This is a genomic window from bacterium (genome assembly GCA_016716565.1).
Lineage (GTDB): Bacteria > Bacteroidota > Ignavibacteria > Ignavibacteriales > Ignavibacteriaceae > IGN2.
The window spans coordinates 627,853-653,593 of the sequence record JADJWC010000001.1; the positions used below are offsets into that span (position 1 = coordinate 627,853).

The 25,741-nt window shown below is 36.3% G+C and carries 21 protein-coding genes; 8 read left to right on the forward strand and 13 right to left on the reverse strand.

Annotated features, from left to right (window positions below; all coding sequences use genetic code 11):
* Positions 1 to 23: 23 nt before the first annotated feature.
* On the reverse strand, positions 24 to 2,645 hold the full coding sequence (alaS, locus tag IPM14_02795) for an alanine--tRNA ligase (GenBank protein MBK9097047.1): 2,622 nt from the start codon (positions 2,643 to 2,645) through the stop codon (positions 24 to 26).
* A 987-nt stretch (positions 2,646 to 3,632) separates the two neighbouring features.
* Here alaS and IPM14_02800 point away from each other — a divergent pair.
* The 3 genes from IPM14_02800 to IPM14_02810 all read left to right on the forward strand — a co-directional run bounded on the left by IPM14_02800 (position 3,633) and on the right by IPM14_02810 (position 5,823).
* Positions 3,633 to 4,361, forward strand: coding sequence for an energy transducer TonB (locus IPM14_02800; GenBank protein MBK9097048.1), 729 nt, complete (start codon positions 3,633 to 3,635; stop codon positions 4,359 to 4,361).
* Between the two features lie 183 nt (positions 4,362 to 4,544).
* Positions 4,545 to 5,120 (forward strand): sigma-70 family RNA polymerase sigma factor, encoded by a 576-nt coding sequence (locus tag IPM14_02805; protein MBK9097049.1) that lies wholly within the window; start codon positions 4,545 to 4,547, stop codon positions 5,118 to 5,120.
* A gap of 4 nt (positions 5,121 to 5,124) precedes the next feature.
* Entirely contained in the window at positions 5,125 to 5,823 is a 699-nt protein-coding gene (locus IPM14_02810; protein ID MBK9097050.1) for a hypothetical protein, read from the forward strand.
* Positions 5,824 to 5,872: 49 nt separating this feature from the next.
* On the opposite strand, the gene IPM14_02815 is transcribed toward IPM14_02810, so the two are convergent.
* Positions 5,873 to 6,367 (reverse strand): hypothetical protein, encoded by a 495-nt coding sequence (locus IPM14_02815; protein MBK9097051.1) that lies wholly within the window; start codon positions 6,365 to 6,367, stop codon positions 5,873 to 5,875.
* Positions 6,367 to 7,290, reverse strand: coding sequence for an arginase (rocF, locus tag IPM14_02820; protein MBK9097052.1), 924 nt, complete (start codon positions 7,288 to 7,290; stop codon positions 6,367 to 6,369). Before rocF ends, IPM14_02815 begins: the two co-directional genes overlap by 1 nt.
* Before the next feature lie 149 nt (positions 7,291 to 7,439).
* Between rocF and IPM14_02825 the strand changes: the two genes are divergently transcribed.
* Genes IPM14_02825 through IPM14_02840 form a run of 4 tightly spaced genes read left to right on the forward strand, consistent with a single transcriptional unit; the run spans position 7,440 to position 12,409 of the window.
* The gene (locus tag IPM14_02825; protein ID MBK9097053.1) at positions 7,440 to 8,783 is read left to right on the forward strand and encodes a SpoIID/LytB domain-containing protein; all 1,344 of its coding nucleotides are present in this window, start codon (positions 7,440 to 7,442) and stop codon (positions 8,781 to 8,783) included.
* A 9-nt stretch (positions 8,784 to 8,792) separates the two neighbouring features.
* Positions 8,793 to 9,911, forward strand: a complete 1,119-nt coding sequence (locus tag IPM14_02830) for a glycosyltransferase family 4 protein (GenBank protein MBK9097054.1) — start codon at positions 8,793 to 8,795, stop codon at positions 9,909 to 9,911.
* A complete protein-coding gene (locus IPM14_02835; GenBank protein MBK9097055.1) occupies positions 9,912 to 11,393 on the forward strand; it encodes a glycosyltransferase family 2 protein in 1,482 nt (493 codons plus the stop codon).
* Complete coding sequence (locus IPM14_02840; protein MBK9097056.1) at positions 11,390 to 12,409, forward strand: DUF4922 domain-containing protein; 1,020 nt, start codon at positions 11,390 to 11,392, stop codon at positions 12,407 to 12,409. The genes IPM14_02835 and IPM14_02840 overlap by 4 nt, the downstream gene beginning before the upstream one ends.
* On the opposite strand, the gene IPM14_02845 is transcribed toward IPM14_02840, so the two are convergent.
* The 6 genes from IPM14_02845 to IPM14_02870 all read right to left on the reverse strand — a co-directional run bounded on the left by IPM14_02845 (position 12,406) and on the right by IPM14_02870 (position 18,251).
* Positions 12,406 to 13,635 carry a hypothetical protein gene (locus IPM14_02845; protein ID MBK9097057.1) on the reverse strand — a complete coding sequence of 410 codons (1,230 nt, stop codon included), beginning with the start codon at positions 13,633 to 13,635 and terminating at the stop codon, positions 12,406 to 12,408. The two genes, IPM14_02840 and IPM14_02845, sit on opposite strands and share 4 nt — an antisense overlap.
* Positions 13,636 to 13,723: 88 nt before the next feature.
* On the reverse strand, positions 13,724 to 14,095 hold the full coding sequence (locus tag IPM14_02850) for a hypothetical protein (protein ID MBK9097058.1): 372 nt from the start codon (positions 14,093 to 14,095) through the stop codon (positions 13,724 to 13,726).
* A gap of 53 nt (positions 14,096 to 14,148) precedes the next feature.
* Positions 14,149 to 14,691: a DUF1697 domain-containing protein gene (locus IPM14_02855; protein MBK9097059.1), complete on the reverse strand. Its 543-nt coding sequence runs from the start codon at positions 14,689 to 14,691 to the stop codon at positions 14,149 to 14,151.
* On the reverse strand, positions 14,691 to 17,081 hold the full coding sequence (locus IPM14_02860) for an alpha-glucosidase C-terminal domain-containing protein (GenBank protein ID MBK9097060.1): 2,391 nt from the start codon (positions 17,079 to 17,081) through the stop codon (positions 14,691 to 14,693). Before IPM14_02860 ends, IPM14_02855 begins: the two co-directional genes overlap by 1 nt.
* Before the next feature lie 279 nt (positions 17,082 to 17,360).
* Complete coding sequence (locus IPM14_02865) at positions 17,361 to 17,867, reverse strand: hypothetical protein (protein MBK9097061.1); 507 nt, start codon at positions 17,865 to 17,867, stop codon at positions 17,361 to 17,363.
* A 102-nt stretch (positions 17,868 to 17,969) separates the two neighbouring features.
* On the reverse strand, positions 17,970 to 18,251 hold the full coding sequence (locus IPM14_02870) for an HU family DNA-binding protein (protein MBK9097062.1): 282 nt from the start codon (positions 18,249 to 18,251) through the stop codon (positions 17,970 to 17,972).
* A 232-nt stretch (positions 18,252 to 18,483) separates the two neighbouring features.
* Here IPM14_02870 and IPM14_02875 point away from each other — a divergent pair, with 232 nt between their 5' ends.
* Positions 18,484 to 20,442 carry a TonB-dependent receptor plug domain-containing protein gene (locus IPM14_02875; GenBank protein ID MBK9097063.1) on the forward strand — a complete coding sequence of 653 codons (1,959 nt, stop codon included), beginning with the start codon at positions 18,484 to 18,486 and terminating at the stop codon, positions 20,440 to 20,442.
* A gap of 238 nt (positions 20,443 to 20,680) precedes the next feature.
* On the opposite strand, the gene IPM14_02880 is transcribed toward IPM14_02875, so the two are convergent.
* From IPM14_02880 to IPM14_02895, 4 genes are all read right to left on the reverse strand, one after another.
* Positions 20,681 to 21,400 (reverse strand): response regulator, encoded by a 720-nt coding sequence (locus IPM14_02880; protein MBK9097064.1) that lies wholly within the window; start codon positions 21,398 to 21,400, stop codon positions 20,681 to 20,683.
* 236 nt (positions 21,401 to 21,636) lie between these two features.
* Positions 21,637 to 22,779, reverse strand: a complete 1,143-nt coding sequence (locus tag IPM14_02885) for a histidine kinase (protein MBK9097065.1) — start codon at positions 22,777 to 22,779, stop codon at positions 21,637 to 21,639.
* A 213-nt stretch (positions 22,780 to 22,992) separates the two neighbouring features.
* Entirely contained in the window at positions 22,993 to 24,348 is a 1,356-nt protein-coding gene (rseP, locus tag IPM14_02890) for an RIP metalloprotease RseP (protein ID MBK9097066.1), read from the reverse strand.
* Positions 24,349 to 24,501: 153 nt separating this feature from the next.
* Positions 24,502 to 25,644 (reverse strand): 1-deoxy-D-xylulose-5-phosphate reductoisomerase, encoded by a 1,143-nt coding sequence (locus IPM14_02895; protein MBK9097067.1) that lies wholly within the window; start codon positions 25,642 to 25,644, stop codon positions 24,502 to 24,504.
* Positions 25,645 to 25,741 lie beyond the last annotated feature (97 nt).

The following is a 25,741-nucleotide window of genomic DNA, read 5'->3' on the forward strand; positions in this document are numbered from 1 at the left end:
TTCGACTTTTGAAATTTGAATTTTTAATTATTAATAAAAGCATTTATAATCTTTTCAACTTTGCTGATTGCTGACGGAATTCCAGAAATATCTTTTCCGCCGGCAGTTGCAAGATGCGGACGACCACCACCACCGCCGCCAACAAGCTTCGCTAACTCTCCAACAATTTTACCGGCACTAAGTTTCTTTTCTTTAATTAAATCATCGCTTACAACTGCTACAATCCCGACTTTATCTTCAATCTGCGAAATCAAAACACCAACACCGCTGCCCATTTTATTTCTCAGTTCATCGCCGAAAGATTTCAGCTCATCCATATTGTCTGCATGAACTCTTCCTTTAAAAACTTTGATTCCTTTTTCCTCAGAATGCAGAGAGAGAATATGATCAAGTTGCCCAAGCTTCTCTTTTAATTTAAGATCGGAAATTTCCTTTTCCAGTTTCTTTTTCGTGTCGAGTAATTCATCAATTCGGTGGCTGAACTGTTTCATATGTTCAAGCTGTGATTGGATATACTTCTCAACTCCGGCACCAGTTACAGCCTCGATTCTCCTAACTCCGCTTGCGATAGAAGCCTCACTTATTATTTTGAACAATCCTATCTCCGATGAATTCCTAACGTGGGTACCGCCGCAGAACTCCATTGTGAAATCTCCGAATTGAACCACGTTTACTTTATCGCCGTACTTATCCCCAAAGAACATTAATGCACCCATCTTCTTTGCTTCCTCAAATGGAATATTACGATGATGATACATCGGGAGATTTCGACGTAATTGTTCGTTCACAAGGATTTCAATATCGTGCAATTCTTCCGGACTTGGTTTTGTGAAATGAGTAAAATCAAATCTGAGATGATCGGGTCCAACATAAGAACCAGCCTGCTGAACGTGTGTTCCGAGTATTTTTCTTAATGCAGAATGAAGGAAATGAGTTACTGAGTGATTTCGCATTATATCCCAGCGACGTATAGAATCTACTTCGGCAACTAATTCAACTTCGGGTTGAAGATTTTTTTTAGAATCATTTTCAATTACGTGGATAATTTTATTTTCAACTTTCAATAAGTCGACAACATCAAATTTATTTTCATTCATAACCAAGCTTCCTGTATCATCAACCTGTCCGCCTGCTTCAACGTAGAAAGGTGTCTTGTCCAGTATTATCAGTTCTGTATTTTTATCACGTTTGAAACCTACAACTTTCGATGTGGTTTTTAACTCATCGTAGCCTCTGAATTCTGTTGGTGTGTCAATTGAGAAATTAAAATCTTTTGTGTCATTGAGCATAACACTTATTGAAGCAAACTTTTCTTTTGTCGCTTCACGGGCTCTGTCTTTTTGCTGATTCATCAATTCATTGAAACGAACTTCATCAATTGTGAATCCCTTCTCGATTGCCATTATGTTTGTAAGATCAACAGGGAAACCAAATGTATCATAAAGCTTAAAAACATCTTCGCCCGGGATTACTTTTTCTTTTTTCTTATTCAACTTTTCAACTATTTCCTCGAAGAGTTCAATCCCACGGTCAAGTGTTGCGTTAAAACTTTCTTCTTCACCTTTAATTACTTTTTTAACGTATTCTTTTTTCTCTTTTATTTCGGGGAACACATCACCCATTGTTTGAATAAGCGTATCAACAAGAAGATAAAGGAAAGGTTCGTTTAAATTGATTTTTCTTCCATAGCGTGCAGCTCTCCTCAAAATTCTTCTGAGTACATATCCTCTTCCTTCGTTTCCGGGAACAGCACCATCGGCGATTGCAAAAGTTAATGCACGAATATGATCTGCTATTACTCTCGTTGAGATTTTTATTTCTTCGGATTTCCCTTTTGCTTCTGCATAGATATCTTTGTCTATCTTCATTTTACTGAGCTTAATAATTTCTTCAATGATTGGATAGAAAATATCTGTGTCATAATTGGAATAAGTTTTTTGTAATACAGCACAAATCCTTTCAAAGCCCATTCCTGTATCAACATGCTTTGCAGGAAGTTCGTGAAGCTTTCCGTTTTCATCCCGGTTGTACTGGATAAAGACGAGATTCCAGATTTCAATACATTCAGGAGATCCTGCATTCACATACTCGGGATTATCATAATCATCACCTACATTAATATGAATTTCTGAGCAAGGACCACACGGACCTGTTTCACCCATTTCCCAGAAGTTATCTTTTTCACCGAAACGTAAAATGTGTTTTGGATTAATATCTGTTTTAGTTTTCCATAAATTGAAAGCTTCGTCATCATCTTTGTAAACACTAGCCCATAATCTTTCTTTAGGAAGTTTCCATACGTCAGTAAGAAGTTCCCATGCCCATTCGATTGCCTCGGCTTTGTAATAATCGCCAAATGACCAGTTGCCAAGCATTTCAAAAAACGTATGATGATAAGTATCGTGTCCAACTTCTTCGAGATCATTATGCTTGCCGCTCACTCGAATACATTTTTGTGTATCAACGGCACGTGTATAATCTCTCTTTCCTTTTCCAAGAAATACATCTTTAAATTGATTCATTCCGGCATTGGTAAAAAGCAGTGTCGGATCATCGAAGGGAACAACCGGCGATGACTGCACGATTTTATGATTTTTTCCTTTAAAAAAGTTTAAGAATTGATTTCTTATTTCACGAGATGTCATTTTATCCTTTATCATTAAACGTTTCAGCAAAAATAATAAAATGGGCTGTAAGCATGAACCACATATTATATCGTTCATTAAGTATTCGTTTATTAATATTCAGATTTAATAGTCAATTGAAGGTGAAAGTTTAAAAAAATCTGCCGTAGCAGTATCAAACAATTATAACCAATTAGATAAATTGAAGAACTTTCAGCAATTCCGGGCGGTCATTTTTTCTTCAAATCAGTAATAAGAAGATAATTATTCTGAGAATTTTTGCTTTTTGTGTTAAAGCGCAAATAATTCCTGTGGTACCCAAATTGCTTTCAATTCTTGATATTTTGAGCATAATTGAAGGAAGGCCTGACGAATTATTTAGGCTTGTGTATTAGTGAAATCATTTTCAAACGTACTTAAACTGCAAAAAATCACTCTGGGGAAGCATAACTGATGGATGGTAAAAAAAGCATTGAACTAATAATTCTTGAAGTACTTGGATGTCTCGAAAAAGATGACAGAAGTAATCTTCAATTACTTAAAGAGACTGACGAAAACTTTCCGTGGAAAACTCTCGCTGAGTTACAAAACCTATCTGCGCTTCTACCCTCAGTTTTAGAAATACCAGAACATCCATCGTCTGCACCAAAAGAAAGAATAGTAAACAAACTTAATCAGTCTGTTTCTTCTGAAAACAGTTATGATCAACCAGCTAAATTTTCACCCGGAGTAGGAGTAAAATCTGAACATAAAGAACAATTGGGAGAGATTCTTAATAAAAATAAGATTGACTGGGGATCTTTAGCCGTTTCCAATCCATCACCCAAATCAGTAGCTGGGTACGAAGAGGTTAAACCGAAAGCATCTGCTGTCAATAGGGAATCAAAGCATATTGAAGCAACAGAAGAATTAACAGAGGATGAAAAATTTATTGCAGTCACTAATACGGAATCAATTAAGGAAAACGAAATTAACATCGCTTCATCTTCGAAGCTCAAAAAATACGTGATGGTTTCTATATTACTTTTTTTGATTTCTCTTTCTTTATTTGGCTATCTGTTCATCTTCAGGCAAACTAATTCATCAGAAACTTTAGCAGAAAACAAACCTGATAAAAAAGTAGTCACTGAACCTGTCGAAGAGTTCGTTTATAATAATATTCAGGGTTTAGAAAGTATTCAGTCAGCAGCAGATGATCAGCGGGAGGAGATCGAAAATAAATCTGAGAATAATACCGAAACCAAAACTGAAACAAAAAAAGAAAATCCAACTAAAGAAAACAATAAAAATATTCTGCCAAAAGCACCGCCAAAATTACCAGAACCAATTGAAGCACCGTTAATTGAAACTGCTCAAGTTACCTCTACGGAGGAAGAAAAAACCAATGAAGAAATAAAAGCTCCTCCACCAAAAGAGGTAATTAAAGAAAGTGAAGAACCAACCTACTTTGTAGCTGTTGAAGAAATGCCAGAACCTATAGGAGGATTAACAGCAATTCAGCAAAAAATAGTTTACCCTGAACTTGCCCGAAGAGCCGGTGTTCAGGGCAAAGTTTATATTCGTGCTTTTGTTGATGAAAATGGAAATGTGACCAGTGCAGAAGTAGTGAAAGGAATTGGCGGTGGCTGCGATGAAGCTGCACTTGATGCAATACTAAAAACAAAATTCACTCCCGGCAAGCAACGGGGAAAACCTATTAAAGTACAGGTAACTGTTCCAGTCTTATTCAAACTTTGACATAAAATCGGAATAAATTTTACTGTCAGTTATTTTAACAACTCATCGGTCGTTAGTCAATATTTTGTATTGTATTCAAGCCATTTGGCGATTTAATGCGCCATATTAAGTGGTACTTAAATTGCAGGAATTTTTCAACAAATTGAATTTTAGAAACAAACCATTGTAGAAGGGAGATAAAAAGTGTCCGAAGGATATACATTAACAGATGCTGAGATCATGTTGAAAGTTGCCGGTTATGACTCAAAAGCCTTAGAGCAGTTGTATGACCGTTATGCTCCGATTCTTTACTCTTTGATTAAAAAAATAGTTACCGATAAAGAGACTGCGGAAGAATTACTTTCTGATGTGTTTGTGATCATCTGGCGGCAGATAGATCAATTTGATTTCACGACAAATAATATTTATACATGGTTAATAACACTTTCACGGAATAAAGCAATTGATGTGCTGAACAGGAGATTAGGTAAAAGTCTGCCGGAGTATACAGACGATTATGAAAAAGAATTCATTCTACCAAAATTATCTCCGGAAATACAACCGATGGAACTTGAGGACGTAATGAATAATAAAAATAAAATGGAGAAGGCATTAAATAGCTTAACAGATGCTCAGAAATATGTTTTGGAATTAAGCTATTACGGCGGAATGGATCAGGATGAAATTGCCGCAAAGCTGAAAATTCCAACTGTTACTGTAAAATCCAAGTTGCAAGTCGCGATTGGAAATCTAATGCAGAAACATTCAGAGGCAAAATAATTTTATGGAAAGAAAAAAAATTATAGAATTAATAAAGCTTGATGTTCTTGGCTGTCTAAATGAAAAAAACAGAGAAGAACTTCAATCACAGCGGTTAACCGCTGAGGAATTCCCCTTGAGAGAACTGGCTGATTATCAGTTTGTTGTTGCTTTACTTCCAACGGTGCTTGAGATACGTACTCCTGCGACTGAGCTTAAAGATAAAACTGCGATGAAGCTTTATAATTTAAGAGAAGAAATAAAAGCAAAAATTGAGGCTAAAAAGGCTCTGGAAACTGTCGCTGAACCCGTAGAAGTAAAACTTGAGCAAGCAGAAAATGAAGAATTCGGTGAACTAATTGAAGTGAAGGAAAAAGTTGTTGTAGAAGAAGAAGTTGCTGTTGGAGTGGGAGAAGAAATTCAATTAGGTGGATTTAATTCTGCAATTCCAAAGGATGATCCATTTAAAGTAATTAGTAGTCATAAAGAGAAAAGAACACCGGATAATTTTCTGCAGGAAGTGCGCGAGGCTGTTGAATCTATTGTTCCTAAACAGCAGCCGGATAAAGAAATGATTGAGAAAATAACCCGCGATTATATTAATTCGCAACTGAAACGTGAAATAGAATCAATGAATCAATCTTTAAAACAAAGCCGGATGCTGAGTTACATTTTCTTTGCAGTGACTTTGATATTAATAGCCGTACTTTTCTTTATCAAATAGTAATTCTGAAGATCTTTTCTCAGGATAAATTATATTCCTTCATGTCTCGCTATTTCCGAAGCAATAAAATAAACACTGCCAAAATAATTATTATCGGCCAGAGATAATTCAGTACAGGTATTACTGAATGAATAAATGTACTGATGCTCCATCTGCTGTCAAGAATCAACAAAGTCATACCTGATGATAAACAAGCTATTGAAACCAAAAGGAATATTATTCTGGTTGAAGTAATTATGTGAAGAATTAATAAACCAGAGCCTGAGATTATCAGAATTATCGGTACGCTAATCTCCTTGTTAATATTCAGTGTGAAATTTTCAGAAATCAGAGCATAAACTCCAATAAGAAAAATAACAGATCCAAGGAAAACAGATAATCCGTTTTGGCGGATTCCCTCGCTATAAACAAGAGCCATCCCAATTATTAATAGTGAATACGATAAGATATCAATCAGAGTTACCGGAAGCACGCCGAAAATCGTGAGCAAAAATGAAACTATTATAAATATTATTACAATTAGAGCAATTTGGTTTAGCCGCATTAGAGTATTCTCTGTCCCATGCTGGATGCAATAAGTTCTGCAATAAAAGCTGCGCTTTGATTTTTATGATCGAGTATCGGATTTACTTCTGCTATTTCCAGTGAAGACATGCAGCCGCATTCAGCAATTGTTTCCATCAATAGATGAGCTTCCCTGTAACTCAATCCACCAGCTACCGGTGTTCCAACTCCGGGTGCAACTGATGGATCAACACTATCAACATCAAAACTGATGTGAATGTGATCAACTTTTTCCCTGAATTGCTTTAGGACTTTTGCTATAATTCTGTGTATTCCAAGTTTATCGATATCAGTCATTGTGTAAATCGGAACTTTCAACTTCTTTATATTATTTTTTTCCGCTTCATCGACACTTCTTATTCCGATTAGTGCACAATTTTCAGGAAGTATTTTTGGTGAGAAATCAAGAAAGTTGACAAGTTCATCACAGCCTAGACCCAATAATGAAGCAAGCGGCATTCCGTGAATATTTCCCGAGGGACTGGTTTCATCAGTGTTCATATCGCTGTGAGCATCAATCCAGATTACTCCGAGCTTTAATTTTTTTTTCCTGCAGTAATCAGCAATACCGGAAATTGTACCAATAGCCATTGAATGGTCACCTCCGAGACAAAGCGGGAAGTCACCTTTTTCCAAAACCTTTTCAACTTTATCGGCCAGCATTTTTGAAGTTTTAATAATCTCATCAAGATATTTCAATTTTGGATTTCTGATCTTCTGTCTTTCCATAATTTCAATTTTGATATCACCGTTGTCAATCACTTTATATCCGAGTGCTTCAAGCTTTGACTGCAGGCCTGCAATCCGAAGTGCGGAAGGACCCATATCAACTCCACGCCTGTCCGCACCTAGGTCCATCGGGAAACCGATCAAGGAAACATTTTCTTTCGTTATGCTTTTCATTTTAGATTTGAATTTAATTCAATATGCATTGTCAAAATAATTATAAAGACGTTCATAGTCCAAAAATCCCGCTTCAACAGACAAAACTATTCATTATATTTTGTGCGGATAATAAAAAGTTTAACTCAGGCAAGCATCATAAATATTGTATGTTATACAAAGAAGAACCTTTTATAAGTGTTGGTATTCTTACCGATAAAAAAATTAGGTTTGAATTATACGGTGATTTTCAGGTCGTCGGATCGAAAGATTCTTTCAGTGGAATATATACTGCCGAAATAAAGAACGACAGAATATTTTGTAAGAGCAGCAAGCACGAAATAGAAGGTTTCAACCAGATTGAATTTATCCCGGCAGATCCCATTTCCGAATCATTTCTTCTTCGTGATGTTATTATCGGAAACAAATTTCACTGGGAGAGAAAAGAAAAGCAAAGGTTCATATACTCACTACTCCTTGTAAAATCCGGTGACCAGATTGTTGCAATAAACCACATTCCTATTGAAAGATATCTCACAAGCGTTATCTCATCCGAAATGAGTGCAAAAAGCTCAATTGAATTGTTGAAAGCTCAGGCAGTAATTGCGAGAAGTTGGGTGCTTGCACAGATCGATAGAGCAGAAAAATTAAATGAAGATGAGGAAACTCACGAAACCTCTCTAAAATTTGCAGATGAAATGATAAAATGGTATGACAGGGAAGACCATACTTTGTTTGATGTCTGTGCCGATGATCATTGCCAGCGTTTCCAGGGAGTTACAAAAATTATTTCCGATGCATCATTTACTGCTATCGATCAGACAAAAGGAATTGTTCTTCTGAGTGGCGGCAAAGTATGCGATACACGTTATTCAAAATGCTGCGGCGGAGTAACTGAATCATTTGAAAACGTATGGGAGCCGGTCATTCATCCGTATCTAACTTCAGTTGTTGATTACAAATTTGAACCGGAAAATTTTAATCTTGATTTTTCTGATGAAGCAAATGCAGAGAGATGGATTAAATCAAAACCAAATTCTTTTTGTAATACATCTGACCGAAAAATTCTATCTCATATTCTTGTTGATTATGACAGAGAAACAAAAGATTTTTTCAGATGGAAAGTAGAATACTCGCAAGATGAATTATCAGCACTCATAAAACAAAAAAGCGGGATCGATTTTGGAGATATTATTGATTTGATTCCCGTCGAAAGAGGTGAGTCAGCCAGGTTAGTGAAACTTAAAATTGTCGGGACAAATAAAACATTGACTGTTGGTAAAGAACTGGAAATCAGAAGACTGCTGTCAAAAACTCATTTGTACAGTTCTGCTTTTATTGTAAAGAAGATTGGGAAAGACATTCCTGAAAAATTTATTCTGCATGGTGCCGGATGGGGACACGGAGTTGGAATGTGCCAGATAGGTGCCGCTGTTATGGCTGAAATGGGTTATAACTTCGATGAAATACTTTTACATTATTTCAAGAACTCAGAGTTGAAAAAAATTTACTGATAAGTTTTAATGAAGATACTTTATTCCTGCTTATCAAAAAGCTGGGGCGGAATGGAAATGTTTACTCTTACTTCCATTCAGCAGCTGCTCAAGAGAGAAATCAAAGTTGAGCTTGTTTGTGCAGCAGACTCACGCATTCATATTGAAGCGAATAACTTAGGTATAATGCTTCACCCGGTAAAAGCCAGCGGGTATTTTCATCCGTTTACTGTTATCCGACTGGCGCTTCTCATACGACAAAATAATTACAGTCTCGTACACACTCAAGCCTCAAAAGATTTGTGGCTTATTGTTCCTGCATTGAAACTAGCTAATAGAAAAATTCCGTTATTCCTTACAAAGCAGGTCGGTTCATTTATAGTTAAAAAAGATTTTCTCCACAAATTCCTTTACAGAAGAATAAGAAAAATATTTGCCATCAGTACTGTTATTAAAAATAATATTGTTGAAACCACACCCTATAAAACCGATAGTGTTATTATAATTCCAAATGGAATTGACATACAGAAGTTTAATCCGGAAAAGGTTGATGTTCATAAAGTAAGAAATGAATTCAATATAAATAAAGATGAAATAGTGATTGGAATGCTTGCAAGATTCACTCCCGGTAAAGGCCATGAGGAATTTCTTTTCGCAGCAAAAGAATTAAATAAGGAATATTCCAATCTTCGTTTTCTTGTTGTTGGAGAACCAAGCCGTGGTGAATCAGAATATGCTGATAAAATTAAAGGACTTGCTGAAGAATATAAACTGAATAATATAATTTTCACAGGTTATCGCTCGGATACCCCGGAAGTACTTTCTGCTATTGATATATTTGCTTTCCCATCTCACTCGGAAGCTTTTGGTATTGCACTTGTAGAAGCAATGGCAATGAAAAAGTCATCCGTCTGTTCAAGAGCTGATGGTGTACTTGATATTGCAGTAGATGGAGAAACAGCTTATCTGTTCGAAAACAAAAACGCTGACGATCTCAAGAAAAAATTGAAATTGTTAATTGAATCCAAAGAAACACGGATCAGATTTGGTGAAAATGCCCGAGAAAGAGTTTTAAAGAATTTCGATATTGAAAAGATAACAGAAAGAGTTCTTCAAATTTACGGCGAAGAAGCCGAAAGAATTTCCTGAATGAGTAAAGCTAATAGAAAAATATCAGCGGTCATCTTTTCGTTTAACAGAGAGGTTACCGAGCAGCTATTATCTGATCTTGCGGAGATTAATTCAATTGACAAAATATTTGTTGTTTCAAAAGATAAGTTTGAAATACCTGCACATCTTTATCATACTGTTCATCCTTTTGGAAGTAATGTCATCAATCAGATAATTGAAATCGCAGAGGCACCATATTTATTTTTTATTAATGGAAGCCAGCAGGTTGGGATTACAGAAGAGACAATTTCAAATTTTATAGCCGAAACAGAAGGATCAGATTCAGGATGGATTTATTCTGATTATTATGTAAAACAAAACAGCAAACTAGTTATTCACCTGCTGATCGATTATCAGCCTGGAAGTGTCCGAGATGATTTCGATTTTGGTTACTGTTCGTTAGTAAGGACAGATATAGTAAAAAGGCATTTACAAAATTTATTCACCCAGCAAAACGAATTGCTTTACTCGGGATTGTATAATTTAAGACTTTTAGCTTCTCATCAATCTAAAATAGCCAGAGTTGCAAACCCATTATATTCTGTAAATATGGTCAACGATGAAAAATCCGCAAATAATATGTTTGCTTACGTTGATCCGCGCAACAGGGAAGTGCAGATAGAAATGGAAAAAGTTTTCACAAATTATTTGAAAGAAATTGGTGCATATGTTGATCCCGGAATTAAAAAGTCAGTTAACTTTAAGAATAAATTTAATTTTGAAGCATCCGTTATAATTCCAGTTAAAAACAGAGTCAATACCATTGAAGATGCAATACACTCAGCATTGAATCAAAATGCTAAGTTCAGTTTTAATGTTATTGTAGTTAATAATCATTCTACTGACGGCACAACCGAGAAAATAAAAAAAATTGCGGAAAGTGATGACAGAGTTATTCATGTAATTCCCACGAAAACTGATCTTGGAATCGGCGGCTGCTGGAATGAAGCAATCGTTCATCCTGACTGCGGAAAGTTTGCAGTTCAGCTTGACAGTGATGATCTGTATTCAGATGAAAATACATTGCAAAGAATAGTTGATAAATTTTATGAAGGAAATTATGCAATGGTAATCGGCAGTTATAAACTAACCGATTTTAATCTGAATGAAATTCCACCGGGGTTGATTGATCATCGTGAATGGACAGATGACAACGGTCATAACAACGCATTAAGAATAAACGGATTTGGTGCGCCCCGCGCATTTTATACTCCTGTTATCAGAGAAATAAAATTTCCTAATGTAAGTTATGGTGAAGACTATTCTGTTGGATTAGCTATCTCGCGTCAATACAAAGTTGGCAGAATTTATGAGCCCATCTATCTCTGCCGGAGATGGGAAGGGAATACTGATGCTTCATTATCAATTGAGAAGCAGAATGCAAATAATTTTCATAAGGACTCGCTTCGTACCAAGGAAATTCAGTTACGTCAGAAAATAAATCGGAATTTGCAGAAATGAAATTACTTGATGAAAAAATATTGAACGATTCTCAGATTGAATTCTTTATTGATAACAATGACTATTCATCAGCAGCGGAATATTTGTTTAACTCGCAGTTAAAAAGTTGGACACTGCTTAAAAATAATTATGAAGCACTAAAAAATGTTCATTTAAAGTCCTTTTGGTACGAAGGGTTTAAGATAAAAGTGCAGTTTAATCTTGAAAGAATAAAATCTACATCGGCGAAAGTTGATGAGGATTCAATAAAGAATAGAAAATGTTTTCTGTGCGTGGAAAATCTTCCGGATGAACAAAAGGGATTGCTACTTCCAGATGATTTTATGTTGCTGTGCAATCCGTATCCTATTTTTCCCCAGCACTTTACGATTTGTTCTGTGGAGCATAAACCTCAGCGGATTTCAAAAGCATTTGGAGAATTGCTGGAAATGACAAAGTTACTTTCGCCCAAATATTCTCTCATATACAACGGCCCTTCTTGCGGCGCATCCGCTCCTGATCATTTTCATTTTCAAGCTGGATCAAAAAATTTCATCCCGATTGAAAATGATATCCAGCAGATGAAAAATGATTGCGGCAGTATAGTACAGGAAGAAGAACTGATAACTACTTCATTTATTAACGATGGCTTAAGAAAAATAATTTTTATTGAATCGACAGATAAATCGGAAATTGAGAAAACATTTCGGGTGATTTATAAAGTTTATGAAAAGCTTTCTAGTAATACTCAAGAACCAATGTTGAATATTGTAAGTGCGTATGATTTAGCGTTTGGCTGGAGCGTGATCATTTTTTTGAGAAGCAAGCATCGCCCGGAAGTTTTCTATAAAAACGAACCTGATAAATTATTAATCAGTCCCGCGGCAATCGACTTGGGCGGTGTTGTGGTTACTCCAAGAGAAGAAGATTTTCACAAAATTGATAAAGAAATACTCGGACAAATTTTTAACGAAGTCTCACTTGACAAAACAACATTCTCCCGAATTGAGGAAAAACTAAAACAGAAATTAAACTAATCAAGCAATCCCGATGGTGTCTGCGGTGTTGATATCAGTTGATTAAAAATTTCCCACTTCCTTGCGAGGTTGTCTTCCGTTCCGCCGTTTCTTTCCATATAGTCGTTGATTAATATTTCGCCCATATCGTAAGTAACAACGTAGCTTCTGTATGTTTCAATAAAGGAAAGATATTTCTCGGCTCTTTCTTTCGTCATCAATTGATACCTTTGCAGCCAGGCAACAGTTTCTTCTTTCGTCCAATCTTCGTTGAGATATTTTTCAGCAGCGAGAACCGAAGAGCCATCAAGCTTATTCTGAAGTTCAAGTGCTTTGTAGTACAGATAAGCATTTGCTGTATCAAGCTTTGCGATTGGGAATAAAACTTCCTTCTCAAATTTTATTCGTTCATCTCCTGGGAACAGCAGTTTTTCACCAACAACAGCCGTTCCTTCCGCGATAAGAGATTGAGGAGAATAAAGCGGATAAACAGTGTATTCAATCCAGCCTTTATCTTTAACCAGATTTTTTTCGAGCAGGATATTGTATACGTGATGTCCGGGATAACCTTCGTGTGCTGCAAGTCCGACAGCTCGGTCAATATAAACAGGGAAATCTGTTGCCACTTGTATCACGCTGAAGAGATTTCCTTTATACCAGTTGTAAGCTCCCCATGGTTTTTGAGTTACATATTCAACTTTAAATTTTTCGCCTGCAGGAAGATTTACATACTTGCTAGTTCTGCTTTTACATTCCTTAATTGCAGCATCAAGAACCGCATCAATTTTATTTTTAGGGATCTCGAAATTCTTTCTGAGATTAATAAATCTTTCCGCAACATCTCCTTTCCCCGGGAGAATTTTGTCAAGTTCATTAAGTGTGTTCTCAAGTTCTTCTTCGTTTATTTCCGGCGAGGAAACATCATAAAAAGCCCTTGATTCAAGATCGAAAGGAAGTACTGAACCATTTAAAACTATGATTTTAGTTTTAACCGCGAAAAGCTGCTTGTAAAGGTATCGGTATCTAAGCGTTTCAAGTTCAGTAGCACTATAATCGCTGAGCAGTTCAAGCTCATTTAAAAGTGAATCAGCTATATTAATTAGTTTTGTGTTTGCAGTTGAATCGAATGGAAGATTTTCTTCTTTTGGTCTCCATTCTTTAGGACCATAGTATGCATCAACGAAATTCGGATCGTATTTTCCGACTTCGAGAACCAGCTTAACATATCCTTCGGCAACTGCATTCATTTTTATTTCCAGATCACTTTTTGGTTTTTGTTCTTTTTTTTCACCGCAGGATACAACAAGCAATGCAGCTATCAATAAAAAAATTACTTTATTCACTTTTTCCCCTTCTTGCATCAATAAAAGATTTTATAGCAAATATCAGGAACACCAAACACAGCACAGCCATAATAGCCTGAACTATTATCGCGGATGGCCTTTCAAATACTTCACCGCCGAGCAATCTGAAAAATTTTATCAGTCCTCCGACAGTTCCGCCGAATCCAAGAATTACCAAAACCAAAGCACCGTGCATCGCGTGTTTCAAATATTTTTCATTCAGTGCGAGATATCCTAAAATCAGAATTGGAATTCCGAGAAATGTCGGGATGAGTGCGGTTATACTTTCACTGCTGATTCCGAGGTAACTGATGAGTCCAAGTGCGATTAGTATGATTCCTAAAATAATTGAAAACTTTGCCATTGTATTCCCGAATTAATTTTTGTGTGTAAAGTTAACAAAACTGTTTTAATGATTTAATGCAATTTAGTTAACTCAATCAGCGCATAAAGTGTTTTCAGATTTCGTGTTGTTCCGAAGACTTTAAGCTTATTCTCGAAGAAATTATTATTTAACTTAGCTTTACCATAGCCATTCGGGACAAATAAATAGACACAACTCCCATCAATTACAAACTCTTCCGGTAAGTAATCATTCCTATTTAAATTATTAACACTGACTTTAGATGGTATTTCAGAAAGAAAAATAACATAAAGTTTATCTGTGTCTTTTTTCTTCTTAATGAAAGGATTCTTTTTGAGAGCTTGTTCAATCTCTTCCGGAGTTACAACAATTACCTGAACATCGAATCCAAATTGTTTCTTAATTGCTGACGATATTTTCAAAGAAAGCTTTTCTGTTGAAGTTTCTTTAGTTGAAAAAATTACATTACCGCTTTGTATGTAAGTCTCAACATCTTGAAAACCGGTTTTTTCGAACAAAGATTTTAGCTCAGACATTTTGATTTGCTTCTGTCCGCTTACATTTATTCCCCTCAATAATGCAATAAACTTTTTCATCAGTTTAATTTCAGTATCCTATAGCCAATAGCTGTAATTTTCAGTGAAAGTAAGTTTTCGTTTACAGGCATTGTATCATTTGAAATAATATCAACAGCAGTTTTTATATTGTAAACTGATGGGAGTGTAAAATTAACTTGCTGTTCTTTTTCACTCTTATTGAGAATAACTAGGATTCTTTCATTCATATCTGATCTCAGATAAGCATAAATATTTTCATCTGCCTGTAGTGTGAGAAAATCTCCGTGCCGCAGTGCCGGATGATCGCTTCGTGAATGAATTACTTTGCTCACATCTTTGAACATTTGTTTTTCATATTCATTCAAATCGTTATCGAATCTCATCATCCGTCTGTTATCCGGATCGGAAGCACCGGTCATTCCGATTTCATCGCCGTAATAAATTACAGGCACTCCCGGAATTGTTAAAATGTATGCAAGATGGAGCTTGAGCTTGTCATAACTTGATGGATTATCGACTTTCGGTGGATTTGTCCATGCAATTTCGCTCGCTCTTCCATCATTAATTTGAAGATCGCCATCAGCGTAGGCCAAATAACGGATTTTATCGTGACTGCTGACAAGGTTTCCCATCAAATGATTCACACCATAAACCTGAAAAGTTTTTTGCATCTGGTTATCAAGCAGTTCAAATGAATTTTCTTCATCAAGAAAAACAGGAATTGCCGTATCGTACAAATTAAAATTGAACTGTGAGCTAAGCTGTCCGTTACTTACGTACGAACTGATAAGATCATATCCGCCGAAAGTTTCACCAATCTGGTAAACCTGGGTTTGCCGAGGTGCTTCGATTTGTTCTTTAATCTTTTTTGTTAGTAATCTCCAGAACTCATTTGGAACATGTTTTACTGCATCGTGCCTGAATCCATCAGCATCAGTTTCTTTCAGCCACCAGATTGCGTTATCGGTCATTGTTTCAAGAGCATCTTTTGAACCGACATAATCAAAAGACGGCATATATGGTTCAAACCACGTTGTTAAACGGTATTCATCCCAGAGACGAAGATTTTTTCTTCCGTCAGGAAGTTCAAGCACTCCAAACCAATCTCTATGCTCTTTCCATAAAGGATGCTCCTCGTGAACGTGGTTTGCAACAAAATCAAGCAGGACTTTAATATTATTCTGATGCGATTTGCTTACCAGTTCTTTGGCAAGATTCAAATCACCGAAATGTTCTTCAACACCTTGTAGCGAAACAGGCCAGTAGCCGTGATAACCTGTGTAATATCTGTGCGGCGGCGGATATTCACGGTACGCTTTATTTGTATTATCAACAATCGGTGAAATCCAGAAAGTATTTACACCCAGATGGTTGAAATATCCTTCGTTTATTTTATTGATTATTCCACGAAGATCACCACCATTGTAATTGGCAGGTGAGAAGAGCGAATCGTGTTTAACGGGATTATCATTCGAAGGATCACCATTATTAAAACGATCGATCATCAAAGAATAAATTATTGCGTCGTGCCAGCTCCGTGGCGAATCATTATTTACTGGCTGACCATCTATAATTTTTGTTGATTGAATATTAGAATACTTTCCGCCCAGCCTGACAGCAATTCTTATCAATCTTTCACCTTCAATTATATCATCATGGAACATCAAAGTAATTTTATTGCCGTCAATTTTGATTAGAGCCGGATTGATTAACTGATTATCAAGAAGCGCAACGATATTCGATTCATTAATAATTTCAGAAGAATGATTTTCGAGATAGTAATTATATTTTTTCATCTGTTCATCGGATTCAAAATTCAGTGAGTTCAGATACATTTTTTCTTCCTCATCAGAATCAATAATTATTACCGAGTTAAAATCGCCCATACCATTCGGAACCTTCACCGGATTTTGCGGATCGATAAGCTCTTTCCTATCAACAAAAAATTTGTATTCATATCTTCCCGGATCGAGAGGAATGCTTATCTCATAAATTCCATTTTTATCTTCATCACTCATCGGAAGGTTCGATCTATCCCAGCTATTAAACTGTCCGAACAGGTTTACTTGTTTTGGTTTGCCTTTTGGCTTGTAAGTAAACAAATATTTTTTCCTTGGCTGAATTTTGAAAGGGACATAGTACTGCTGGTTCTCATAAGTAAATTGCAGAACATCCAGTCCCGTAAAACCATCTTTTGCTTTTAACTTGAGAATATTATTTACTGTGTCGTGATCAAAGACCAGGTTTTCATTTGGAGAAAAAGTAAGCTTGTAATTTGGTGCATAAAATAAGTCGCTGATGACGATTTCTTTTTCAATTCCTTCTTCAAGATTTATTGGCTGGATGATATCTGTAATTCTGTTTGAATGATTCTGTGAGCAGCTGAAAAAGATTAAAATTACTACTGGGAGATAAAAAATATTTTTCATTTGAACCGGAATTAAGTTGAACAATTAATTATGATTGGCTGGGTAAAGTTAATGATAAGAGAGGAAAATTTCCTCAATCTTCAAAGTGATGATGTTTGGAATAATTTAATCCAAATTAATTTTTTATGAAATAAGCGTTGCTTGTCATTCCGGTCGAGCGAAGCGAAGAACCGGAATCCTACAGAAGTTTTTTACTGGATTCCGTGTCAAGCACGGAATGACAGCGAACTTGTTTTGCAAGCCATTACCTTTGGTTTTGCATATTTACTCACCAGTCGTTTATAGTTTTGATAAGTGTATGTCATCAATCCAGACAGTACCAACACCGTTTACCATAATATTCAACTTTATCTGATCCGGCATTTCACCTTTTTGTAAATTGAAAACTGTTCTGACCGTTTTCCAATCTGATGTACCGGAGATAACAGAATCAAATCCTCTTGAAAAAAATTCACCTTTGTCTCTGAACACACACCACATTTCAAGTAAAGCCTGCCCATTAAGTGATTCTGATTTAACTTTTGCTTCATAAATAATCTGTGTGTCATCAACACGAACATCATTCACGATATAGAGAGGAATAATGACTGGTGCAGTTGCTTCAATTTTTATTGAGCCTTTGCCATCGTTTGAGTTTGTTTTATCCAGCTGAATTCCTGACTGAGCAACTATCCCGTTCAAATCATTAACCGGAAAATATTTTAATTCATTCTTCTCTGTATTAACATTGCACGAGATCCAAAACAAATTCAAAACTAAAATCGCCAGTAAAAAATATTTTTTCATTTTAATAACTCCTACTGATTTTATAACCGTAAGAATCAATATAAAATAAAAAAGCGAAGAACAATCGCTTATTCTTCGCTTTAAAAAATAAAAAGCATTTGATTACTTCAGGATTGCATCCTTGGCAGCTTTTGATACTCTGAATTTCAAAACTTTTCTTGCTGGGATTACAATCGATTCGCCTGTGGCGGGATTTCTTCCCATTCTCTGGTTTCTCTGAGCGACTTTAAGCTTTCCAAGTCCTGGAAATACAAACTCTCTCTTTGCTTCTTTGTATGAGAGTTTTACGAGCTCATCCAAGAACTGAGCCGAAACTTTTTTTGTTGTTTTTGTCTTTGCAGCAAGATGAGCAATAATTTGACTCTTCGTCATTGATTTAGCCATGTTGATCCCTCCGATTAAATGTTAATGATACTTACGGGTGAAAAATACTTAATATTTATTTGAAACAAAATTATTTTTAAAAAATTAATTACGCTCAAACCCTTGTAAATAGGGCTCAGAATGAGAATCGGCTTCGGTAAGGTTTCGGTATATTGCATAGAAGATTTTTTACTCTTTAATAATTCTCTATTTTGTTTATGTTAACAATGAAATTTTTCTGACAGTACAATTAATGTTAAAACTTCTTTCATCGTTCGTACTTTTCTCAGTTTTTACCTTTCCGCAGGAAGTTGATTCGTTATTAAATCAGAACAACCAGACCGTTTCGGATACAAATTTTGTTGAAATAAATGATACAACAGCGGTTTTGGATACAATAGTCACTACCAAAGTCAAGGCTGATACTCTAGCTCCAATCCAGGGAATGCCTTTGACTGATGTGAGTACAATCATCAGTAAAAGAACATTTTTGTTTGAGAATTACCGGTACACCGGAGATTTGCTTCGGTCGTTTAGTCTGAATTTTATAAAAGATTTTGGGTTTGTCGGTTATCCAAATGAAACTTTTATATATGGTGTCGGCAGCAGCGGGATAAGCTATTTGCAGGATGGAGTTTTCTGGAATAACCGGTTCACTAACTCGCTTGACCTCAATCTTATCCAGAGTGAAAATATTGACTCGGTAGAAATTGTCCCTTCGCCGCGGGGATTTTTATACGGACCGTACAACAATCCTGTTACAGTAAACTTTATAACCAAAGATTTCATTCCGCCTCAGCCGTATGCACGAATAAGATATTATGAAGGACCTGACGGTGAAGCAATGATTGACGGAAAGTTTTCTGCGATGGTTGCGAAGAGATGGAATTATTCTTTCCAGTTAACTAACCGATCAAAAGATGAAACTTACGAGAATACCGATTTGAGTCTCTGGCAGTTCAACACAAAGTTGAAATATTTTTTGTCCAACTCAATTAATCTTCAAGCGTATTATTATTATGTTGATAAGCAGCAGGGATTGAACGGCGGAGTTGATTACGATAGTCTCACGAGAAGCTCCGAAGATCCAACTGCCGATCTTTACGATCCGATTTTTGCACCGGTGTTCTCACCAAACCAAAAGCTCGATATAACGCAGCACAATGTTGGATTGAGAACACTCGCAAAACCGTTTGATGATTCTCAGTTGGATTTGTCTATTTATTATAGGTATGGGTTGGATGAATTGAGGGACGAACAAGATAGTATAAGTATTTCAAGGGATTTAGAGGAAAAAGTTTTTGGAGGGCAAATTAATTACTACCAAAGAATCAGTTCTGTTTCATTACAATTGCTTTCATCTTACGAGAGTAACACCAATATGGATAACAATTTAAAAATTCAGAATGGATTTACATTTGATGAAAACAATGAAAATATAGTTTTAGATATATTTAATATAGGAGGACTATTTACTTTATATTTATTTGATGATAACTTTCAAGCCACAGCATTTTATAGATACAACAGTTTAACTGCTGGAGATTATAATTCTGGAAGATCGGGCATCGGAATAGATTTGAATTATAAACTACTTAATAAATTAAAATTTTATCTCGGTACCTCCAGTTATGAAAATTATAATTCTCAGGATGCAGGTTCCTTTGAAGCTGGGGCAATGTTCAACTATTACAATTTATTTATTGACTTCAAGTATTATGATACGGATTATAATTTATATAAGCCCGAAATATTTTATGGTCCAGTACCGTTGGAAGTAACTCAAACTAATAAAGCACAAGGTTTAGGATTATTATTAAAATATAAATTTTGGTTACTTCTTCTGGAGACGAACACCTCGTATTACTTTAAATATTCAAGGAGTATTCCTGAATGGCAGTTCAGTGGTGGACTTTATATAAATGATATGTTTTTCAATGATAATCTGGATTTAAAAGCAGGATTTAAGTTTTATTATACTGGTGAATTTTCTGCAGGTTATTATACATTTGAAGGTGGAAATATACAACCAGCTGGAGGAGTTGATCCCACCAACAAACTCGATTTTAATTTAGCAGGCGAGGTAAAGAATGTTTTCATTTTTTATTTCCAGTGGGAGAATTTGTTCGGCAATCAATACTACATCACACCGTATTACCCAATGCCGGAGAGAAATATCAAGTTCGGTTTAGCGTGGGAGTTGTTTAATTAGCCTTCTGTATTGTCATTGCGAGGATCCGCCAAAGGCGGAGACGAAGCAATCTTCATATGCAAATGAGATTGCTTCAAGACTGTTTTAAAAGGTTCTCTCGATACATTTCATTACTCGAGAACCTTTTATGCTGTTTGGTTTTCGAGTTTTTTTCTGATGAAATCAGAAAAAATTATCGAGAAAACATTGACAAATGCAGATTCCGGATGTCGCTGCGCTCCTCCGGAATGACAAATCATTAAAGACTCAACATATCTTTAAACTTAACAGCTTGTCTTCTGCTAACCTCAACTTTGTGTCCGTCTTTCAATTTAACGAGCAAGCCGCCGTTCAGCCAGGGCTCAATTGAATCCACCCATTTGAGATTGATAATGTGCTTCCTGTTTGCACGGAAGAACACTTTACTGTCAAGTCTTTCATCAAGATAATTTAGTGTGCGAAGAATCAGTGGTTTGTTATCTTCAAAAAATAATCGAACATAATTTCCTTCGGATTCAAGCAGTCTGATTTTCTCAAGTTTAACAAACCAGCAGCGATCACCATCTTTTACAAATACCTGGTCGCTTTCAGTAAGAATTTCTTTGTCGGTCTCGACAGCGGCTTTCTTTCTTCCTTTTTCAATTAACTTGTTGACGGTCTCTTCGAGGCGCTTTGGCTCGATTGGTTTTAGTAAATAATCGAGTGCGTTGTACTCAAAAGCTTTTAATGCGTACTCATCGTAAGCGGTAGTAAATACAACAATTGGTACACTGTCCAGTTCTTCCAGAAGTTCAAATCCCGTTTTGCCCGGCATCTGGATATCCAGAAAAATCAAATCCGGTTTCAGTTCGTTTATTTTTTCGAGTGCATCTTCTGCATTCACTGCTTCACCCACAACCTGCAGATCTTTGAAAGGTGTAAGAAGCCGTTTTAATTCTGCACGAGCTAATCTTTCGTCGTCAACTATTAAAGCTTTCATTTTATTTCCCTCTTAATTGTTTATGCTTGACCCTGTTTGTCAATATATTGTTTAAATGATATTTGAATTCTAACATTTAAAACTAGCTAATTGTAATTAACTAAAATTACGCAGATTACCGTCTTGTCATATTGAGCGAAGCGAAATATCTCAAATTTGTTCTAAATTGTAAGCCTTGAGATTCTTCATCCGGCTGTTGCCGGATTCAGAATGACAGCATTGTATAACCTCTGTAATTAACTAAAATTATTACTTCCGGAAACAGTTGGAATTTCAATTTCTGCGAGAACGGTATTCCCATTCTCATTCATAATAGAAAAATGTGCTTCATCACCAAAGAGAAGATTGAGTCTGTGTTTTGTGTTGCTCACACCAAAACCATTTGAACTTTTTAACTGCTCTTCGTTGAAGTGTCCGCTGTTTCGTATTTCAATTTTTAATTTCGGACCATTTGACGTAGTAACCATTTTTGATTTCAACTGAACTTCACCGCCTTCGGTACGTTTTGCAATTCCGTGCTTTATACCATTCTCCACCAATGTCTGAATCATCATCGGAGGAATTTCAATTTTGTTCGTGATCCTGTCGATATCAATTTTATATTTCAATCTGTCTTCGAATCTGATTCTTTCAAGATCGAGATAGTTCTTTACTGTTTCAACTTCGTCTTCAAGCGGAACTCTTTCCATTCTTTCCATCTGCAATGAGTAACGGAGTATGTTCGAAAGTTTTGTTATCGCAACTTTAGCTGATTCGGGATCTTCTTCAATCAATGCACGGATGCTGTTCATTGCATTGAACATAAAATGAGGATTCAACTGTGACTTGAGAGTTTTCAATTCATAATCTTTGACTGCGGCTTCCCAGATAAGAGATTCAATCTCTTTCTTCTTGTAATTTTCCGTATAGTGAACAACGTAGTAAATCAGGCTCCATAAAAGAATAAGAATTCCTGTGTTTGTAATTCCCGCAATTACTCTCGCAACATTGTATTCATCCTGCTTGAATGTTCCGGCAACATAACTCGCAGCGAGAACAAGCGCATAAATAATTATTCCAGTGATTATACTTGCGATCAGAACTCTCGGAATGGTTTCTTTGAGCGGAAGATTGAGCCAGTTCCTTTTACGGATTATTGAACGAAGTATGTGAGTGAATATGATTCCAAGAATGCCGAGAAAAGCCCACACCAGAACTCTCTGCCAGCTTACTTCTTCGAATGAGGAGATGATGAACAGATTTATCCCGACAAAAAAGTACCAGCCGGTAATCTGGCTGATCCAGTATAATTGTTTACGGTTTAATTTCATTTCTTTTGAAGACTGTTGCCCTTTTAAACTTTCCTGTAAACCTGAAGGTATTTTTTTCTCTTTTCTCATCAAATATAATCTTATTGCTAATCAAGATAAATCCGTCCCGATCATATTCGAACGGGACAAATAAGCCCCGTCTGCTTTACGGGGCTTGTTAATTTTACAGATCAAACTTATTGAGTTAACCGGTGAGCGGCGGATTAATTTTTATAGCAGGTTAAATTAAATGATGGGTGGGGAAATATATTGTAGCACAGATTACTAATCTGTGCTACGAAACTACAAGCTCAATATATCATTATAAAGTATAAACGCCATCAGCAATAACAGGAGAACAAAGCCTGTGTTGTTGATTGCAATTTTAACTTTAACGGGTATTTCTCTTCTTGCAATTGTTTCGATAATTATCATCAAGAGATGTCCGCCATCGAGAACAGGGAACGGAAGAATATTAATAATTGCAAGACTCAGACTTAGCACTGCAAGGAAGAAAAGGAAACTCTCAATACCAACATCAGCAGATTTGGCTGCAAGTTGTGCAATGCGTACCGGTCCGCCGAAAGCTTTCCCAAACTCTACCTGTCCGCCAATAACTTTACCAGCAACACTGAATGTTACTTTAGTAAGATTAACAAGATCAACTCCTGCAACATAAAATGACTCAAAGAATCCAAAAGTTTTATACTCAGATTTTCCCTCAAAGATATCGTTGATTGCAATTCCGATTTTTCCATCGTCGCCCGGAGTAACTGAGATGTTTAGAGTTTCTGTTCCTCTGAGAATTTCGGCATTCAGTTCTACTCCTGCTTTCTGTGAAACTATCTCAATAAACTCAGCGGAACTTCCAAGCGGCTGTCCGTTCAACGCAACGATAATATCACCGGATAGAAGTCCGGCTTTTTCAGCAGGTGAATCTTTCATCACATCAGCAACGTAAGGTTTGAATCCTTCTGGGACAATCATCTCGCCCTGTTTTTCGATATCCGGTATCATCTTGCGCGGAACGAAAATGTTTACTTCAGCACCGCTTCGTAAAACTTTTACATTAAGATCTTCACCGATAGAGTTAATGTAAATTTCATTTCTGATTTCATCCCAGTTATCAACAGATACACCGTTTACTGATTGAATGATATCACCTTTCATAAAACCAATTGAATCGGCGGGACTATCAGTTCTTACATAACCAACAGTTGTTGTGAGCGTAACAGGTTTGCCTTTAAAAAAATTCGCTCCCCAGAAAATGAGAACTGCAAGTAGAAGGTTCATCAAAACACCGGCACTTATTACAAAACTCTTCTGCCAGAAGTTTTTTGAACGGAATTCGTACGGCTGAGGTTCTTTATTTGCAAATTCAGTATCGAAGCTTTCATCAACCATTCCGGCAATTTTAACATAACCGCCGAGCGGAAGGAGAGAAAGTCGGTAATCAGTATTTCCTTCACCATCAAAATCCTTTGGAAGATTTCCAAAGCTGAATCCTGATTTTTTGTTATAGCCGAAAAGTCTTTTCCCGAATCCAATTGCGAAAACATCCGCACGCATTCCGGTCATTTTTGCGGCGAGAAAATGTCCAAGCTCGTGAATAAAAACAAGTATTCCGATTGTAATCGCAAAATAAATTATATAATCCATTAAAAAAGTAACTCCATTTTCTTATTAAAAATTTAACAGAACAATTTTAAGATTGAATAAATTCAATAAAGATACCGGATACCTGATCCCGGATGCACAAATTAATTTTGGAAATAATCCGGTATCTGGTATCAGGCATCGGGTTTGCTAACTTCAGGTTAGCTTCATCACATATTCTCTGGTGACTCTGTCACATTCAAATATCGTTCCCAAATCGGGTGATAAATTATTCTCAACTTTATCCAAAGCTTTGTTTATTAACAAGGGAATATGTGAGAACTTTATTTCTTTTTGTAAAAATTTACTTACTGCCACCTCGTTTGCAGCATTCATAATGCAAGGCGCTGTTCCTCCAGAATTTAAAACTTCGAAGGCAAGTTTCAGGCATTCAAATTTTGTCAAGTCCGGCTCAAAAAAAGTCAGTGAGCTGATTGACGGCAAATCGGTTCTTTCAAAACTATTCTGCATCCTTTCCGGGAAAGTTAGCGCATACTGAATCGGCAGCTTCATATCCGGCAAGCCAAGCTGTGCCTTCATTGAGCCATCAACAAACTGAACCATCGAATGTATAATCGACTGTGGATGAATTACAACCTCAATCTTGTCTGCCGGCAATCCGAATAACCAGTGTGCTTCAATAACTTCAAGACCTTTATTCATCATTGTAGCTGAATCAATTGTAATCTTGCTTCCCATTTTCCAATTGGGATGATTCAGTGCTTCATCAACTGTTGCATTCTCAAAGAAAGACTTATCCTTATTACGGAAAGGTCCACCGGAAGCAGTAAGAATTAATTTTTCGACTTCATTTAAATTTTCGCCAATCAAACATTGGTAAATCGCACTGTGCTCTGAATCAACGGGAATAATTTCAGAACCATTTGCTCTACAGAGATCAGTTACAATTTCACCGGCAACAACAAGAGTTTCTTTGTTAGCAAGCGCAATCCGTTTTCCTCTTTTCACAGCTTCAATAGTTGGAGCTAATCCTGCAAATCCAACCATCGCTCCCATAAAAATATCGTATTCAGCTTCAACAGCAGCTTTGATTAATCCATCCTCCCCAATTAATAATTCGCATCCTATCGGAATTTTAGACGAAATATTTTTTGCGGCTTTTTCATCTCTAACGACAACTACTTTGGGTTTGTAAATTTTTATTTGTTCAAGAAGTAATTCGGTGTTAGAGTTTACACTTAACGCGGCAACTTCAAAATCATTCCTGAGATTGCTGATAACATTTAGACAGTTAATACCAATCGAGCCTGTTGAACCGAGTACAAAAACCTTTTTCATTGGCATCAAAAATACTTAAAAACAGCTTAATATTGAGTTGAATTTTCAAAGGAAGGTTCGTGCCTTATTTCCAAAATGCTTCAATTATAAACCCTAA

Bases quoted from the DNA above. Each gene is read 5' to 3' on its own strand.
- IPM14_02885 (MBK9097065.1), bottom strand. From the start codon at position 22,779: ATGAGAAAAGAGAAAAAAATACCTTCAGGTTTACAGGAAAGTTTAAAA.
- IPM14_02870 (MBK9097062.1), bottom strand. From the start codon at position 18,251: ATGGCTAAATCAATGACGAAGAGTCAAATTATTGCTCATCTTGCTGCA.
- IPM14_02840 (MBK9097056.1), top strand. From the start codon at position 11,390: ATGAAATTACTTGATGAAAAAATATTGAACGATTCTCAGATTGAATTC.
- IPM14_02855 (MBK9097059.1), bottom strand. From the start codon at position 14,691: ATGAAAAAGTTTATTGCATTATTGAGGGGAATAAATGTAAGCGGACAG.
- rocF (MBK9097052.1), bottom strand. From the start codon at position 7,290: ATGAAAAGCATAACGAAAGAAAATGTTTCCTTGATCGGTTTCCCGATG.
- IPM14_02825 (MBK9097053.1), top strand. From the start codon at position 7,440: ATGTTATACAAAGAAGAACCTTTTATAAGTGTTGGTATTCTTACCGAT.
- IPM14_02810 (MBK9097050.1), top strand. From the start codon at position 5,125: ATGGAAAGAAAAAAAATTATAGAATTAATAAAGCTTGATGTTCTTGGC.
- IPM14_02895 (MBK9097067.1), bottom strand. From the start codon at position 25,644: ATGAAAAAGGTTTTTGTACTCGGTTCAACAGGCTCGATTGGTATTAAC.
- IPM14_02850 (MBK9097058.1), bottom strand. From the start codon at position 14,095: ATGGCAAAGTTTTCAATTATTTTAGGAATCATACTAATCGCACTTGGA.
- IPM14_02860 (MBK9097060.1), bottom strand. From the start codon at position 17,081: ATGAAAAATATTTTTTATCTCCCAGTAGTAATTTTAATCTTTTTCAGC.
- IPM14_02845 (MBK9097057.1), bottom strand. From the start codon at position 13,635: ATGAATGCAGTTGCCGAAGGATATGTTAAGCTGGTTCTCGAAGTCGGA.
- alaS (MBK9097047.1), bottom strand. From the start codon at position 2,645: ATGACATCTCGTGAAATAAGAAATCAATTCTTAAACTTTTTTAAAGGA.
- IPM14_02835 (MBK9097055.1), top strand. From the start codon at position 9,912: ATGAGTAAAGCTAATAGAAAAATATCAGCGGTCATCTTTTCGTTTAAC.
- IPM14_02815 (MBK9097051.1), bottom strand. From the start codon at position 6,367: ATGCGGCTAAACCAAATTGCTCTAATTGTAATAATATTTATAATAGTT.
- IPM14_02880 (MBK9097064.1), bottom strand. From the start codon at position 21,400: ATGAAAGCTTTAATAGTTGACGACGAAAGATTAGCTCGTGCAGAATTA.
- rseP (MBK9097066.1), bottom strand. From the start codon at position 24,348: ATGGATTATATAATTTATTTTGCGATTACAATCGGAATACTTGTTTTT.
- IPM14_02875 (MBK9097063.1), top strand. From the start codon at position 18,484: ATGTTAAAACTTCTTTCATCGTTCGTACTTTTCTCAGTTTTTACCTTT.
- IPM14_02830 (MBK9097054.1), top strand. From the start codon at position 8,793: ATGAAGATACTTTATTCCTGCTTATCAAAAAGCTGGGGCGGAATGGAA.
- IPM14_02800 (MBK9097048.1), top strand. From the start codon at position 3,633: ATGGTTTCTATATTACTTTTTTTGATTTCTCTTTCTTTATTTGGCTAT.
- IPM14_02865 (MBK9097061.1), bottom strand. From the start codon at position 17,867: ATGAAAAAATATTTTTTACTGGCGATTTTAGTTTTGAATTTGTTTTGG.